Origin of the sequence: Streptomyces sp. 11x1 (assembly GCF_032598905.1) — a bacterium.
Lineage (GTDB): Bacteria > Actinomycetota > Actinomycetes > Streptomycetales > Streptomycetaceae > Streptomyces.
Map to the genome: position 1 here is coordinate 243,017 of NZ_CP122458.1, position 14,116 is coordinate 257,132.

Here is a 14,116-nt window from a genome sequence, read left to right on the forward strand (position 1 = left end):
ATACGGCGGGGCCGTTGCCGTCGGCGGGGGCGTCCCCCGCGCGGCGGGCCGTGGGCGCGGCGCGGCGGGGCACCCCGTCACCAGGTGCCCCGCCGCGGCCGCCCGGCCCTGCTGCCCGCCGGTCAGCGGGCCGGGCCGAACCAGTGCCGCAGCGCCGGCTCCAGGCCGGCCGTCGTGGCACCGTCGCCCGCCCAGGCCACGTACCCGTCGGGGCGGATCAGGACGGCCGTGGTAGTGGCCAGCGCATCGGGCCCGTCGGCGGGCTTCAGTGTCGCGGTGACGACGTCGACCCGGTCTTCCCGGCCGGCCGCCGCGCGGCGGGTCTCCGCGTCGTCGGCCAGGTCCAGCAGGACGCCGCGGGCGGTGTGCAGCAGTTGCGCGACACGCATCTCGCCGGCAGTGCCGATCAGCAGGCGCGGAGGCATCCGGCGGCCCGTCAGGGGGTGGGCCGGTGCTTCGGGTTCGCCGGGCACGGACAGGTCGTAGTGGATGTCGAGGTGGCTGACCAGGCCGGCCAGGTGGCGTTTGACGTCGTCGTGGGCGATGAGTTCGGTGAACAGTTCGCGCAGCGGCTCGGACTCGGCGCCGCCGAGGTAGACGGTGCCCTGGGCGCGGGTGTTCATCAGCAGGCGGCGGCCGGCCGCGTGGCGTTCGTCGTGGTAGGTGTCCAGCAGTGCCTCGCCGGCGTCGCCGCGGAGCACGGCGGCCAGTTTCCAGCCGAGGTTCGCCGCGTCCTGCACGCCGGTGCTCAGGCCCTGGCCGCCGGCGGGCAGGTGGATGTGGGCGGCGTCGCCGGCCAGGAGGACACGGCCGCGCCGGTATTCGGAGGCCTGGCGGGTGGCGTCGGTGAAGGAGCTCACCCAGGAGGCGCTGCCGGCGCCGATGTCCTCGCCGGTGATGTGCCGCCAGGCCTGGGCGACCTCCGCGTAGGTGACGGTGCGCTCGCGGTCGTGGGCGGGCTGGCCGTCGGGGCAGACGATGATGCGCCAGACGTCCTCGGTGAGCGGGGCGGACATCACCATGCCGCCCGGGTAGCGCTCCCCCAGGTGACGGGCGCGCAGGTGGACGCCGGTGATGTCGGCGAGGTACATGCCGCGCCGGGCGTCGCTGCCGGGGAAGTCGAAACCGGCGGCCCGGCGCACCCGGCTGGCGCCGCCGTCGCAGCCCACCAGGTAGGCGGCGCGCAGCGTGCGCTGCTCGCCTTGGGGGGTGCGGACGGTGATCTCGACGGTGTCGCCGTCGAGGTGGCCGCCGGCCAGGGAGACGAATTCCCAGCCGCGCCGGATGTCGGCGCCCCTCTCGGCCGCCCAGGCCTCCAGCACCGCCTCGGTGTCGCCCTGGGGGATGCCCCGGGCGCCGAAGTGGGCGTCGGGCAGCACGGTGAAGTCGAAGACGGTGCCGCCGAAGTGGCCCATGGGGCTGGTCTCCAGGCTCTCGCCCTGCCCGAAGCGGGGCAGCAGGCCGCGCTGGTCGAAGGTCTCCATGGCGCGGGCGGTGAAGCCCAGGCCGCGGGACTGCCCGGTGGGGGCGGCGAGCTTCTCGATCACGACCACACGGGCCCCGCCCAGGCGCAGTTCACCGGCGAGCATCAGTCCGGTCGGGCCGGCCCCGACGACGATGACGTCGGTGTCGGTCGCGGTGCCTTCCACGGGTTCCATAGGGGTTGTTCCTTCCTGGCTGCTGGATCATGTCGGGCCCGGCAAGGGGGGTGGCGGTCACCGGCGGGGCGGGGAGAGGAAAGAGGAAAACGGCAAGGCTGCAGGGGGTGTGGGGGTTGCCAACTGCTTGTCGGGAAGTGCGCACGAGGGCGAATTGGCTCGATCGTGTGATGGCCGGCTTCCGGGCTTGCAACAGTGTGGGCTGTTCGGGCTACGGTGACCGGGCGATCTGGGACGCCGGGTACGGTGCCGGCGTGCGGGGCCCCCGCTCCACCGGAGTGATGGTTCGGGGCCTCCCCGTCGCCTCTGGCCGTACCCATCTGGCCAGGTCGTGAGGGAACTGGCCTCCCGGGCCCGGACCACGCACAGGATGCGTGTCGCCGCCCCGGGGTCGAGTACGCCGGGGACCAGTACGCCCAAGACCGTTCGGGGCGTGCGGCTGAGCGGGCTCACTCCTGCTCAGCCCCCCAGGAACGGTGGTGGTTCAGTACTCCAGCCGGGGCACCGGTTTGGGCGGGCCGAACCAGCGTGTCAGGGCCTGCTGCAGGCCGGTGCCGGCGGCGCCCCGGCCCACCCAGGCGATGTGGCCGTCGGGGCGCAGCAGCAGGCGGTCGGCGCCGTCGAGGAGGCCGGGGTCCTCGGCGCGGACCGCCACCGTGCTGACCCGGTCGGCCCAGCCGGCCGGCGCTTCGGTGGCGGCCCCGGGGCGCAGGTCGACCAGGACGCCGCCGCCGGTGCGCAGCAGGCGGGTGGGGTGGACGCGGCCGTGCGCGGTGTGCAGGGCGGTGTGCGGCATGCGGGCGCCGAGCAGCGGGTGGGGCTCGCCCTCGATGTCGTAGCGCACGTCCAGGGCGCTGATCATCGAGGCGAGGTGGGTGCGGACGTCCTCCTGGGTGATGAGTTCGGCCAGCAGGGTGCGCAGCGGCTGAACCTCGTATCCGCCGAGCAGCAGGTGGGCCTGGGCCCTGATGTTGGCCAGGACCCGCCGGCCCACCGCGTGCCGTTCGGTGTGGTAGGTGTCCAGCAGGTCGTCGCCGGTCTTGCCGCGCAGGTGCAGCGCCAGTTTCCAGCCGAGGTTGAAGGCGTCCTGCAGGCCGAGGTTGAGGGCCTGGCCGCCGATCGGCATCTTCTGGTGGGCGGCGTCGCCGGCGAACAGGATCCGGCCGTGCCGGTAGTGGGTCAGCTGCCGGGAGGCGTCGGTGAAGGCGTTGACCCACAGCGGGGTGCCGCCGCTGATGTCCTCGCCGGTGACCCGCTTCCAGACGGTGATGATCTCCTCGAACTGGGCGTCTGCGGAGCGCCGCCCGGCGCCGGAGCCGAATTCGTGCACCATCACCCGGGTCACGCCGTCGGGGCGGCGCGCGGCGATGGCGAGCCCGTGTTCCAGGCGTTCGAAGCGCCGGTCGGGGATGTCGATGCCGGCGATGTCGGCGCGCAGCAGTTCCCGGCGGGCGTCCTGGCCGGGGAAGCCGGCGCCGATCAGCCGGCGCACGGTGCTGTCCTCGCCGTCGCAGGCCACCAGGTAGCGGCAGCGCAGGCGCAGGACGCCCTGGTCGCCGAGGGCTTCGAGTTCGACCCAGTCCCCCACCTCGCCGACGGCGACCAGTTCGTGCTTGCACTTCAGCTCCGCGCCCGAGGCCAGCGCCCACTCCTCCAGGACCGCCTCGGTCTTGGTCTGCTGCACCTTCCACTGGCCGGGGTGGGTGCTGGGCAGGGTGAGGTCCAGGGGGATGCCGCCGAAGTGCCCGTGCACCTCGTTCGGCGGCTCGCCGAGATCGGGTATCAGGCCCCGGCTGTGGAAGATCTCCATGGTGCGGGCGTGCAGGGTGGAGGCCCGCGACGTGGTGTCGGGGGCGCGCCGTTTCTCCACCAGCACCACGTTGACGTCGCGGGCCAGTTCACCGGCGAGCATCAGCCCGACGGGACCGGCCCCGACGATGACCACATCGGCCGTCAGGCGTGTCGCTGTCACGGTCAGGCCCGCTTCTGCTCGGCGTGGGCCTTGGCGTGCGACAGCGTGGCGCGGCTGTTGGTGGACAGCGCCGTGTGCACGTACGCGCGGGCGTCGGCGACGCCGGCGTCGGGGCCGAGGATGCGCGCGATGTTGTCGGTGTTGAGGGTGACGGTGTGCTGCGAGGAGGCGGTGGTGCCCTCCTCGGTCTCGGTGAACGTCCACTCGCCGGTGTGCAGGGTCATCAGTGCGGGCAGCGTGACCTGCTTGTAGGCGATCTTGTGGTGCGGGAAGAGGACCCGGTAGGACTTGGTGGTGTGCACCGAGCCGTCCTTGGCCCGGGTGTCCATCTGAAGTTCCTGCAGGCCGGGGGTGTCCTCGGTGAGGCGTACGACGGCCACGTGCGGCAGTCGCTCGGCCCACCGGTCGGCCTCGTTGACGAAGTCGTAGACGTCCTTGGCGCTTGCGGCGATGTGCACCGTGTCGGTGAAGGAGAAGGTCAGCTCCTCGGTGTCGGCGGCGTGCGCACGCTCGACGTTCTCCTTGAGCGCGGCGAGTTCCAAGGTGCTGTTCTTGTCGACCGCCCGCTCGATCCACAGCAGGTCGTGCGGGTCGTCGCCCAGGGCGCTGTAGTCGTGCAGCAGGCGCACCCGGGAGCGCGCCTCGCCGAGCGGTTCGATGATCCAGGTGCCGCCCATGTGCTTGACGGGCGGTGCGGGGATCTCCTGGCGGAAGGTGATGGTCAGGCGGTCGGGGTCCAGGGTCCGGCGCGAGGTCCAGTCCTTGGGCGTGTTGTTGGCGGTGGCCCAGATCCGGATGCGCTCCTGGCCGGCCTGTGTCTCAAGCCGGTCGACGTGGATGGTGGGCGGGAAGATCCGCGGCCAGTTGGTCACGTCCGCGAGCAGGTGGTAGACGGCGGCGGCGGGGGCGTCGATGCCGATCTCGTGCTCGACCTCACGTGTGGTCATGAGGTTCTCCTCGAAGAAGGTCGGGTCGGTCAGAAGTTGCCCAGGCCGCCGCAGACGTTGAGGGCCTGGGAGGTGATGGAGGCGGCGCCGTCGGAGGCCAGGTAGCCGACCAGGCCGGCGACCTCCTGGGGCGTGGAGTAGCGGCCGAGCGGGATCTTGGCCTGGAACTTCTCGAGGATGGCGTCCTCGGAGGTGTCGTAGGCGGCGGCGTAGCCCTGGCGGACCCGCTGGGCCATGGGGGTCTCCACATAGCCGGGGCAGACGGCGTTGACGGTGATGCCGGTGGGGGCGAGCTCGTTGCCGAGGGCCTTGGTGAAGCCGACGACGCCGTGCTTGGAGGCGGAGTAGGGGGCGCCGAGGACGACGCCCTGCTTGCCGGCGGTGGAGGCGATGTTGATGATGCGGCCGCGGTTCTTGTGGCGCATGCCGCCGGTGGTCAGTGCCGCGCGGGTCATCCTGAAGACGCTGGTGAGGTTGGTCTCCAGCACGTCCTGCCACAGGTCGTCGGTGAGGTCGGCGGTCACTCCGCCGCCGGAGCGGCCGGCGTTGTTGACGAGCACGTCGACGGTGTCGAAGCGGTCGACGGCGGCCTGGACGAAGGCGTCGACGGAGGCGCTGTCGCGGACGTCGACGACCGTGCCGTCCACCTGAAGGCCCTCGGCCTGGAGGTCCTTGACGGTGGCGGCGACGTTGTCGGCGTTGCGGGCGCCGATGAAGACGCGGTGGCCGGTCAAGGCGAGCAGGCGTGCCGAGGCCAGGCCGATGCCGCTGGTGGCGCCGGTGACGACGGCGACCTTCGCGGTGCTGTTGTCGCTCATGTCGCGGGGGCTCCTTTCAGGCGGCCTGGGCGGGCGCGAGCTGGGCGTTGACGACGTCGATGAAGGCGCGCGGGGTGTTGGCCTCGCCGACGGCCTCCTCGTCCAGGCAGATGCCGTACTCGCGTTCGATGAGGCTGCCGGTCTCCAGCAGGGCCAGGGACTCGTAGCCGATCACCTCGAACTCGGTGTCGAGGATGTCGGCGTCCAGGTCGACGCCCTCGGCGACCCCGGCGGCCTCCCGCAGGGTGCGCTTGAGGTCGGCGAGGGTGAAGAGCTTGGCGGTCATGGGTTTGCGTCCTTTCGTCGAAAGGGGGGCGTGGGTGGGTGTCCGGTGGGTCAGGCGGGGCGGCGCAGGACCATGGCGGAGTTGAAGCCGCCGTTGCCGCGGGCCAGGACCAGGGCGGCCCTCACCTCGGCCGGGCGGGGCCGGCCGAGCACGAGGTCGAGCCCGTAGTCCGTGCACGGGTCGCTGTGCACCGTGGGCGGGATGAGTCCGTCCTGCATCGACAGCAGGGCGGCTGCGAGGTCCAGCGGCGCGCCGCCCGAGTACAGGCGGCCGGTCATCGTCTTGGGCACGGTCACGGGCACGCCGCGCTGTCCGAACACGTCGTTGAGGGCGCGGGCCTCGGTCAGGTCGCCGGCCGCGTCGCCGGCGCCGTCGGCGAAGACCACGTCGACGTCGCCCGGGTCGGCGCCGGCGTCGGCGAGGGCGATCTCGACGGCCTTGCGCAGGGCGGGCGGGCGTCCGCTGCCGGGCCGGGGGTCGATCGTGGCGCCGTAGCCGGCGATCTCGCCGTAGATTTTCGCGCCCCGCGCGCGGGCGCTGTGGGCGTCCTCGGTGATGAGGATGGCGCCGCCCTCACCGGGCACGTAGCCGCGGGCGTCGCGGTCGAAGGGCAGGTAGGCGCGGGCGGGTTCGTCGCTGGTGGAGAGTTTGCCGGTGGTCAGCTGTGCCACCCAGCCCCAGGGGCACAGGGAGGCGTCGAGGGCTCCGGTGACGATCAGGGGGGTGCCCTTGCGGATCTGCCGGCGGGCCTGCGCGACGGCGTCCAGGCCGCCGGCGCCCTCGCTGACGACGACCCCGGCGGGGCCCTTCATGCCGTTGCGTATGGAGATCTGGCCGCTGTTGACGGCGTAGAACCAGGCGAAGGACTGGTAGGCGGAGACGTACTGGCTGCCCCGGCTCCACAGGTTCTGCAGTTCGCCCTGGCCGAACTCGAAGCCGCCGGCGGCGGAGGCCGTGATGACGCCCATGTCGAACTCGGCGAACGCCTCGGGGTCGGCCCCGGCGTCCTTCAGCGCCCAGTCGGTGGCCACCAGGGCCAGCCGGGTGACCCGGTCGGTCTGCGGCAGCAGCCGGCTGGGCAGATGGTTCTCGGCCACGAAGGCGGGGATCTCGCCCGCCAGCCGGCTGGGGTAGTTCGAGGGGTCGAAGCGGGTCACCCGGCCCAGTCCGTGCTTGCCGGACAGCGTGGCCGCCCAGTAGTCCTGCACTCCCAGGCCGTTGGGCGCGGCGACGCCCAGGCCGGTCACCACCACGGAGGTGGTCATAGAAGGCTCCTTTCCGGGCTGGCGAGCACCATGGCGCTCTGGAAGCCGCCGAAGCCGCTGCCGACCGTCAGGACGGCGTCGACGAGCTGGTCGCGGGCGACGACGGGCACGTAGTCGAGGTCGCACTCGGGGTCGGCGTGGTGGAGGTTCGCGGTCGGCGGGACCACGTCGTACTCCATGGCCAGCGCGGAGGCGGCGATCTCGATGGAGCCGATCGCGCCGAGGGAGTGGCCCACCATCGACTTGATGGAGCTGACCGGGGTGCGGTAGGCGTGCTCGCCCAGGCTGCGCTTGAACGCGGCGGTCTCGTGCCGGTCGTTCTGCTTGGTGCCCGAGCCGTGGGCGTTGACGTAGTCGATCGCCTCCGGGTTGAGCCGTGCCTCGGCGAGGGCGAGGTCGATGGCCTCGGCCATCTCCTTGCCGTCCGGGCGCAGGCCCGTCATGTGGTAGGCGTTGGAGCGGGTGGCGTAGCCGGCGATCTCGGCGTAGATGTGCGCCCCGCGTTCCTTGGCGCTCTCCAGCTCCTCCAGGACGAAGAACGCGGCGCCCTCGCCGAGGACGAACCCGTTGCGGGTCCTGTCGAAGGGCCGGGAGGCGCACTCCGGTTCGTCGTGCCGGGGTGTGGTGGCCTTGATCGCGTCGAAGCAGGCCATGGTGATCGGTGAGATCGGCGCGTCGGAGGAGCCGGCGATCACGACGTCGGCGGAGCCCTCGCGGACCAGCTCGACGGCGTAGCCGACGGAGTCGATGCCGGAGGTGCAGCCGGTGGAGACCACCGTGGAGGGGCCCTCGGCGCCGACGGCCCAGGCGACCTCGCAGGCGAAGGAGCTGGGCACCATGTAGTCGTAGAGCTGCGGCACCGCGTAGGTGTGGTCCAGCACGTCGAGGCGGCCGCCGTCGCTGACGACCCGGTACTCCTGGTCCAGGCCCATGGTGGCGCCGACGGCGCTGCCGACGGTGACGCCGACGCGGTGGGGCTCCAGCGCGGCCAGGTCGATGCCGCTGTCGGCGACCGCGCCGCGCGAGGCGACGACGGCGAACTGCGCGGCCCTATCCAGGCGGCGGACCTCCTGCGGGCTCAGGCCGTGCTCGTAGGGGGCGAAGTCGGCCTCGGCGGCCACCCGGGAACGGAAGGGGGAGGGGTCGAAGAAGGTGATGCCGCGGGTGGCGGTACGGCCGCTGCTGAGCAGCTGCCAGAAGTTCTCCCTGCCCACACCGCCGGGGGCGATCACCTCGATGCCGGTGATGACAACGCGACGCCGGCTCACGCGGACGCCTCCCAGTGGTAGAAGCGGGTGGCCATCGCATCGGCCGGGGAGCGCCAGGTGGCGGGGTCGTAGGCCTCGATGAAGGGCTTGAGGTCGGCGCTGATCCGCACGAAGCGCGCATCCTGCTTGGCGGCCTCGATCAGCTCGCCGCCGTTGTCCTCGTCGAAGTCCTGCAGGTGGAAGTACAGGCCCCGGTAGGAGAACAGCTGGCGGCGCCGCGTTCCCATGCGGTGGGGCATCTCGGTCCGGTCGAACTCGGCGAACAGCCGGGCCACGTCGGTGCTCGAGGTGGCTGTCATCCGGGCGACAATGAGCGTGCTGTGCATAGGTTTGGCTCCTCGGCGTGTGCGTGGAGGGGTTCGCTTCGTTCGGCCGGCTCGGGCGCCGGGTTCTCACGACGCCTCGACAGTGCGGCCCGGCGGTAGCGCCCGGCCCGCGCAGCGCCGGAGTCCGGCCGGAGCCGCCATCCGCCGGCCCGGGCGTGGTGGTGCGGGCGCGGGCATGCGTACGCCTCCGGAGCGGGCGGCACACCGTGGGCGGCCGGCGGGTGTCCGGAGGCGTGCGGCAGGGCCGGCGCGTCGCTTGGAGGACGCGCCGGGTTCACTCGCCGGCGGAACGGGTGTGGACCACCTGGTAGGTGTTCACGTCCGCGGAGGTGGCGACCGCGCGCACCCGGCCCACGGCCTTGGCGCGGCCCTCGGGCCACTGCTCGGCGGCCTGGTCGCGGTAGGCCTCGAAGGCCTCCTTGCTCTCCCACTGCGAGTAGGAGACGACGAACAGGCCGTCCAGGCCGCGGGCGCGCAGCCCCTTGAGGACGACGTGCGAGACGAAGCCGGGCACGTCCAGGAACCAGCGCTGGCCCTCGCCGAGCGCGTCGAGGAGTTCGTCCTGGTCGCCTGCCTCGACGCCGAAGACGCCGATGACGGTGTAGTCGTCGCGGTGCGGGCCGATGTCGGCGACGCCGCCCTGGCCGGGCTGGGTCAGCACGAAGGCGACCTCGTTCTGCAGCAGGCGGATGGAGGTGGTGATCTCGCCGAAGACCGGCAGGGTGCGGTGCTTGAACTCCTCGCCCGAGTACCGCTTCTCCAGGTCCTCGCCGCTGCGCCACTGGATGAAGTTGGCGGTGCCCGGGCTCTGCACGCCGGCGTGCACGGTGGAGGACATCCAGCCCTCGTACGTCGCCGCGTCGACGATTTTCGTCATCTCCTCGATCAGCTTGTCCTGCTTCTCGGGAGCGTCGGTGGTGAACAGGTTGAGGACCGTCAGGTGCTTGTCCTCGGCGGAGATCTTGGGCATGGGTCCTTCGCTTCCTTCGGGTGAGGTGAGGCGGGCGGGTCGGCGGCGGTCAGGCGGTGGGGCCGAACCAGCGGGTGAGGGCGTCGGTGAGGCCGTCGGGGCCGGTGCCGGCCGGGCCGACCCAGGCGACGTAGCCGTCGGGGCGGACGAGGATGCCGTCCACGGGCACGTCGCAGTCGAAGTCGACGGCGACGGTCTCGAGGCGGTCCTGCCAGCCGGCGGCCGCGCGGGCGAGGCCGTGGTCCCCGCCGAGTTCGAGCAGGACGGGCCGGCCGGCGTGCAGCAGGGTGGTGCTGGAGACCTTCTCGCCGGCGACGACCAGGTCGCGCTCGGGCAGCCGGCGGCCCAGCAGCGGGTGGTCGGCGCCGCCGACGTCGTGGCGGATGTCCAGGCCGGTGACCATGCCGACCAGGTGGCGCTGGACGCCAGGGTGGGCCCGCACCAGTTCGGAGAAGACCTCGCGCATCGGTTCCATGTCGTCGCCGCCGAGGTAGAGGCTGCGCTGGGCGAGGGTGTTGGTCAGGATGCGGGCGCCGACGGGGTGGCGTTCGCTGTGGTAGGTGTCCAGCAGCCCGTCGGGGGCCTGGCCCTTGATCTCCAGGGCCAGTTTCCAGCCGAGGTTGACGGCGTCCTGGATGCCCGCGCTCATGCCCTGCGCGCCGATCGGCAGGTGGATGTGGGCGGCGTCGCCGGCCAGGAAGGCGCGGCCCTTGCGGTACTGGGCGGCCTGCCGGCTGACGTCGGTGGTGGAGCTGACCCACAGCGGGGTGGCGCCGCTGATGTCCTCGCCCGACAGCCGCCGAAACGCCTCGGCGACCTCCTCGAAGGTGATCGGGCCGTCGGCGGTGCGCACGGGCTGGGTGGCGTCGTAGTAGATGACGCGGCAGCGGTCCGGGCCGAGCGGCATCACCATGACCATGCCGCCGGGCACGCGTTCGCCGCTGAAGCGGGGGCGCAGGCTCACGCCGGTGATGTCGGCGAACCGCAGCTCCAGCGTGGGCTCGGTGCCGGGGAAGTCGATGCCGGCGGCCCGGCGCACCAGGGAGCGGGCTCCGTCGCAGCCCACCACGTAGCGGGCGCGCAGGCGGTCGGCGCCGCCCGCGCCGGCGACGGTGACGCTCACGCCGTCGTCGTCGAGGTCCACGCCGGTGACCTCGACGCCGCGGCGCACCACGGCGCCCAGCTGCACCGCCCAGCCGCCCAGGACGCCCTCGGTGCGGGCCTGCGGGACGCCGCGGGCACCGTAGGAGCCGCCCTCGATCACCTGGTAGTCCAGCGGCACGCCGCCGAAATGACCGGCCGGAATGACGCCGACCTCACCGAACCGGGCCATGAGTCCGCGCTGCGCGAACTCCTCGATGGTCCGCGCCGAAAATCCCAGGGCCCGTGATTCACGAATCGGCTCGGCCAGCTTTTCCAGCACGGTAACCGAGACTCCGTTGAGTCTCAGTTCACCCGCGAGCATGAGTCCGGTGGGACCCGCCCCCACAACAATGACGTCCGCGTCGAAGAAATTCATCTGTCCTCTTCCTCACTGGTGTACGGCCAGTATCGCGAGGGTTTTCGACGGCGGTAAATAGCCATAGGTACAGGTCTTCTGCAAGGAATGCCAGAAGAACGTCGGGAACGTCAGATCTTTGTCAAATACACTTGCCGGTCCTGGGTGTATCGGCGGCATTCTCAGGCATGAAATCCACTCGGACCATCGATGATTCCCATCGGACCGGAGAACACTCCCGCGCCGACGTCGCCGATCTCCTCGCCCGCTATTTCGTTTCCCTCGACGACGAAAAACTCGACGACGCCTGGGCGGCCGGCCTGTTCACCGAGGACGCCGTCGTGGCGTTCCCGATCAGCCGGCACCAGGGCGTTCAGGGCATGGCCGCCTACCACCGTGCGGCGCTCGAGGCGTTCGCGGCCACCCAGCACCTGGGCTCCGCGCCCGTGGTGAGGGTGGAGGGCGAGCGGGCCGTGCTGCGCGCCAACCTGATCTCCACCCATGTGCACCATGCGCGTCATGCCCGCCCGCAGGGGGAGCTGGAGCCGCTGTTCGCCACCGGCACGTTCGTCGACGGCGAGGCCCGCCGCACGCCCGCGGGGTGGCGGCTGAGCCTGCTGTCGTTCCGGCTGCTGTGGGCCGACGGCACCCCGCCGCCACCGCCGGCGACGGCGGCTTGAGGCGCGCTGCGGGCCGCGTTCAAGGGGGCGGCACCGGGTCCTGTCCCGGTGCCGCCCCCTGCCCGCGTGCGCCGATTCGCCGCCCCCGGGTGGTGTGTCAGGTGTTGAGGTGCAGGACGCGGTCCACCGCGATCTCGATGACCACCCGGCCGGGCGGGTTGGGAGGGGCGGACCAGTACCGCTTGGCGTAGAGGCCCGCGCCCAGCGTCACCCGCGCGGGATCGTCGACGACCGTGCCGGTGCCCTCCAGGGTCACCCAGGTGAAGCCGTGGACCTGGCACAGTGCCACCCGGCTGCCCGGCGCGGCCAGCAGATTCCTCGCCTTGCGCGAGGTGGCGACCGTCATGACCCGGGCCACAGCGGCGGCCGGGTCGAAGGTGAAGCGCACCGGCGCCACGTGCGGCGATCCGTCGGGGCGGATCGTGGTGAACGCCGCGACCTCGGCCGGGTCGTTCAGGAACGCCTCGACCTCGGCGGGCACCCGCACGGCGGCCGGGCGCTGCTTCGACAGCGACATGTTCCCTCTCGTCTCCCCTTCGAACGGGCCCTGGACCGGGTTCAGTGGATGCCCGTGTCTCAGTCGATGCTGCGGACGATGGTGAGGAACTCCTCGTCCTCGTCGTCGGCGCCGGCCAGTCTGAGCAGCGGCGCCACGCCCACCGGCACCATCCCGAACACCGCCATGTCGATCTCCCTGAACTCCTCGACGCGCTCGCTCATGGGCGCCTCCCTTCGTGTCGGTCGCCTTTGAGGGTGTCAAGACTGGCTCGGGGCCCGGTCGACGGCGCCTTGGGAATCCGTGGGGCGCGGCCGGGGCCGCACGGTGCGCCGGCCGGGGTGCGGCGGCGCGATGAGGGGCGGTGGGTCGGAGCCGAGCGCGGACAGCACCTCGCCGACCCTCGCGCCGCCCGTGGTGGCGGGCAGCAGGCGCAGCAGCCGGGCGCAGTGCGCGGCCAGCAGGCGGGCGTCGCGGTCGCAGACCCGGGCCCGGTCGTGGGCCACGGTCAGGTGCAGGGAGCCGTCCGCGCCGTGGTGGGCGAGGAGGGCGACGGGCACGGCGGGGTGCGCGCCGTCGGCGTGCTCCAGTTCCAGGCGCACCCCGGCCGCGGCCAGCGCGGCCCGCAGCCCGGCCGGCGGGCGGGGGCCGCCGGCCACGGCCACCAGGCTCTGCACCAGCTGTCCGCCGGCCTCCTCGCCCGCCGCGGCGCGCCCGGTCCACTCCTGGATCTGCCCGAGGGCGACCCATTCGTAGGCCGCCATGTCCAGGGCCCTGTCCCGCAGGGCGGCCAGCAGCAGGCCCAGCGGCTGTTCGGGGTCGACGGTCACGATCATCGGCAGGGTGGTGCGCAGCGGACCCACCAGCCGCTCGACGCCGTCCAGGGGGATGCCCCGCCCGGAGACGGTGACGCCGAAGCCCACCGGCAGGCCGCCCGGCACCCGCTGGGCGCGGTGGATCAGCAGCGCCCAGACGGCCTGCAGGGCGCTGGAGTCGGGCAGGGCCCGGGCGGCGGCCCAGCGGTGCAGCCGCCCGGCCTCGGCGGCGCTCAGCCGTACCTCGGCGCGGCCGCAGCCGCTCTGGCGGGTGTCGGGGCCGGGCAGCAGCGGCAGGAGCGCGGGCTCGCCGGCCGGCAGGGCCCGGCTCCACAGCTCGCGGGCCGGGGCGGGGTCCTGTTCGTCGAGCCAGCGTGCCCAGTCCCGCAGGTCGGGCCTGCGTTCGCCGCCGGGCAGCACCCCGCCGGCGAGGTAGGCCCGGCAGAACTCCTCCAGCAGCACGAAGACGCCGGCGGTGTCCAGCAGCGCGTGATGGAACGTCAGCAGCATCCGCGCCCCGGACGGTCCGCGGCCGGGTGCGCCGCGGCCGGGTGCGTCGAGGAGGGTGACGCGCAGCGGGCCGGGGCGGCGCAGGTCGAAGCCGCGCGCCCGGTCCTCGGCCAGCACGCGGGCGGCGGCGGCGCCGCCCGCCGCATGGCGGACGACCTCGATACGGGCCCGGTCGTGGACCACCAGGAGGGGGGCCGGGCCCCGGGTGAGGGCCGAACGCAGGACGCTCTCGCGGGCGGTGACGGACTGCCAGGCGGCGGCGAACCGGCCGGTGTCCAGCGGCCCCTGCCAGCGCCATGTCAGCTGCTCGACGTGTCTGCCGCTGCGGCGGTGGGCCAGGGAGTCGAGCACCACGTCGTACTGCTGCCGGGGCACCTCCAGCGCGGTGCGCGCGGGCCGGGTGGAGGGGGCGGTGGCGCCGCGGACCCGGTCGCGTCCAGAGCGCGGGCGCCTGGGCCTGGCCATGCTTCCCCCTCCCCGGCCGCGCCCGGCCGAATCCGGTGCGGGCCCCGCCCCGTCGGGGGCCCGGGAGCCGCCCTGTGGGCGTATCGCTCCGCCGGCCAGCGTGCCGGAGCGCACTGCCGCACCGCTGACACCGCGCTGACAC

The 14,116-nt window shown here is 73.1% G+C and carries 14 protein-coding genes; 1 reads left to right on the forward strand and 13 read right to left on the reverse strand.

Features of this window, described 5'->3' with window-relative positions; all coding sequences use genetic code 11:
* Window positions 1-122: 122 nt before the first annotated feature.
* The 10 genes from P8T65_RS01145 to P8T65_RS01190 form a co-directional block, all read right to left on the reverse strand.
* Window positions 123-1,658, reverse strand: coding sequence for an FAD-dependent monooxygenase (locus P8T65_RS01145; RefSeq protein WP_316723541.1), 1,536 nt, complete (start codon window positions 1,656-1,658; stop codon window positions 123-125).
* A gap of 484 nt (window positions 1,659-2,142) precedes the next feature.
* A complete protein-coding gene (locus tag P8T65_RS01150) occupies window positions 2,143-3,630 on the reverse strand; it encodes an FAD-dependent oxidoreductase (RefSeq protein WP_316723542.1) in 1,488 nt (495 codons plus the stop codon).
* A 2-nt stretch (window positions 3,631-3,632) separates the two neighbouring features.
* The gene (locus P8T65_RS01155; RefSeq protein WP_316723543.1) at window positions 3,633-4,577 is read right to left on the reverse strand and encodes an aromatase/cyclase; all 945 of its coding nucleotides are present in this window, start codon (window positions 4,575-4,577) and stop codon (window positions 3,633-3,635) included.
* Window positions 4,578-4,606: 29 nt separating this feature from the next.
* The gene (gene fabG / locus P8T65_RS01160) at window positions 4,607-5,395 is read right to left on the reverse strand and encodes a 3-oxoacyl-ACP reductase FabG (RefSeq protein ID WP_316723544.1); all 789 of its coding nucleotides are present in this window, start codon (window positions 5,393-5,395) and stop codon (window positions 4,607-4,609) included.
* Between the two features lie 16 nt (window positions 5,396-5,411).
* Window positions 5,412-5,681, reverse strand: a complete 270-nt coding sequence (locus tag P8T65_RS01165; RefSeq protein WP_184903541.1) for an acyl carrier protein — start codon at window positions 5,679-5,681, stop codon at window positions 5,412-5,414.
* A gap of 50 nt (window positions 5,682-5,731) precedes the next feature.
* The gene (locus P8T65_RS01170) at window positions 5,732-6,946 is read right to left on the reverse strand and encodes a ketosynthase chain-length factor (protein WP_316723545.1); all 1,215 of its coding nucleotides are present in this window, start codon (window positions 6,944-6,946) and stop codon (window positions 5,732-5,734) included.
* Entirely contained in the window at window positions 6,943-8,214 is a 1,272-nt protein-coding gene (locus tag P8T65_RS01175) for a beta-ketoacyl-[acyl-carrier-protein] synthase family protein (RefSeq protein ID WP_316723546.1), read from the reverse strand. Before P8T65_RS01175 ends, P8T65_RS01170 begins: the two co-directional genes overlap by 4 nt.
* Window positions 8,211-8,540, reverse strand: coding sequence for a TcmI family type II polyketide cyclase (locus P8T65_RS01180; protein ID WP_316723547.1), 330 nt, complete (start codon window positions 8,538-8,540; stop codon window positions 8,211-8,213). Before P8T65_RS01180 ends, P8T65_RS01175 begins: the two co-directional genes overlap by 4 nt.
* A gap of 274 nt (window positions 8,541-8,814) precedes the next feature.
* The gene (locus P8T65_RS01185; RefSeq protein WP_316723548.1) at window positions 8,815-9,510 is read right to left on the reverse strand and encodes an antibiotic biosynthesis monooxygenase family protein; all 696 of its coding nucleotides are present in this window, start codon (window positions 9,508-9,510) and stop codon (window positions 8,815-8,817) included.
* 49 nt (window positions 9,511-9,559) lie between these two features.
* Window positions 9,560-11,029, reverse strand: coding sequence for an FAD-dependent monooxygenase (locus tag P8T65_RS01190; protein WP_316723549.1), 1,470 nt, complete (start codon window positions 11,027-11,029; stop codon window positions 9,560-9,562).
* 167 nt (window positions 11,030-11,196) lie between these two features.
* Here P8T65_RS01190 and P8T65_RS01195 point away from each other — a divergent pair, with 167 nt between their 5' ends.
* A complete protein-coding gene (locus tag P8T65_RS01195; RefSeq protein WP_316723550.1) occupies window positions 11,197-11,688 on the forward strand; it encodes a nuclear transport factor 2 family protein in 492 nt (163 codons plus the stop codon).
* A 97-nt stretch (window positions 11,689-11,785) separates the two neighbouring features.
* Here P8T65_RS01195 and P8T65_RS01200 read toward each other — a convergent pair whose 3' ends face one another.
* The 3 genes from P8T65_RS01200 to P8T65_RS01210 are packed head-to-tail and all read right to left on the reverse strand — an operon-like array spanning window position 11,786 to window position 13,974.
* Window positions 11,786-12,205, reverse strand: a complete 420-nt coding sequence (locus tag P8T65_RS01200) for a pyridoxamine 5'-phosphate oxidase family protein (protein WP_316723551.1) — start codon at window positions 12,203-12,205, stop codon at window positions 11,786-11,788.
* 59 nt (window positions 12,206-12,264) lie between these two features.
* Window positions 12,265-12,408 carry a hypothetical protein gene (locus tag P8T65_RS01205; RefSeq protein ID WP_184903525.1) on the reverse strand — a complete coding sequence of 48 codons (144 nt, stop codon included), beginning with the start codon at window positions 12,406-12,408 and terminating at the stop codon, window positions 12,265-12,267.
* 36 nt (window positions 12,409-12,444) lie between these two features.
* The gene (locus tag P8T65_RS01210; RefSeq protein WP_316723552.1) at window positions 12,445-13,974 is read right to left on the reverse strand and encodes a condensation domain-containing protein; all 1,530 of its coding nucleotides are present in this window, start codon (window positions 13,972-13,974) and stop codon (window positions 12,445-12,447) included.
* Between the last annotated feature and the right edge of the window lie 142 nt (window positions 13,975-14,116).

Bases quoted from the DNA above. Each gene is read 5' to 3' on its own strand.
- P8T65_RS01210 (WP_316723552.1), bottom strand. From the start codon at position 13,974: ATGGCCAGGCCCAGGCGCCCGCGCTCTGGACGCGACCGGGTCCGCGGC.
- P8T65_RS01165 (WP_184903541.1), bottom strand. From the start codon at position 5,681: ATGACCGCCAAGCTCTTCACCCTCGCCGACCTCAAGCGCACCCTGCGG.
- fabG (WP_316723544.1), bottom strand. From the start codon at position 5,395: ATGAGCGACAACAGCACCGCGAAGGTCGCCGTCGTCACCGGCGCCACC.
- P8T65_RS01190 (WP_316723549.1), bottom strand. From the start codon at position 11,029: ATGAATTTCTTCGACGCGGACGTCATTGTTGTGGGGGCGGGTCCCACC.
- P8T65_RS01205 (WP_184903525.1), bottom strand. From the start codon at position 12,408: ATGAGCGAGCGCGTCGAGGAGTTCAGGGAGATCGACATGGCGGTGTTC.
- P8T65_RS01180 (WP_316723547.1), bottom strand. From the start codon at position 8,540: ATGCACAGCACGCTCATTGTCGCCCGGATGACAGCCACCTCGAGCACC.
- P8T65_RS01170 (WP_316723545.1), bottom strand. From the start codon at position 6,946: ATGACCACCTCCGTGGTGGTGACCGGCCTGGGCGTCGCCGCGCCCAAC.
- P8T65_RS01200 (WP_316723551.1), bottom strand. From the start codon at position 12,205: ATGTCGCTGTCGAAGCAGCGCCCGGCCGCCGTGCGGGTGCCCGCCGAG.
- P8T65_RS01145 (WP_316723541.1), bottom strand. From the start codon at position 1,658: ATGGAACCCGTGGAAGGCACCGCGACCGACACCGACGTCATCGTCGTC.
- P8T65_RS01195 (WP_316723550.1), top strand. From the start codon at position 11,197: ATGAAATCCACTCGGACCATCGATGATTCCCATCGGACCGGAGAACAC.
- P8T65_RS01185 (WP_316723548.1), bottom strand. From the start codon at position 9,510: ATGCCCAAGATCTCCGCCGAGGACAAGCACCTGACGGTCCTCAACCTG.
- P8T65_RS01155 (WP_316723543.1), bottom strand. From the start codon at position 4,577: ATGACCACACGTGAGGTCGAGCACGAGATCGGCATCGACGCCCCCGCC.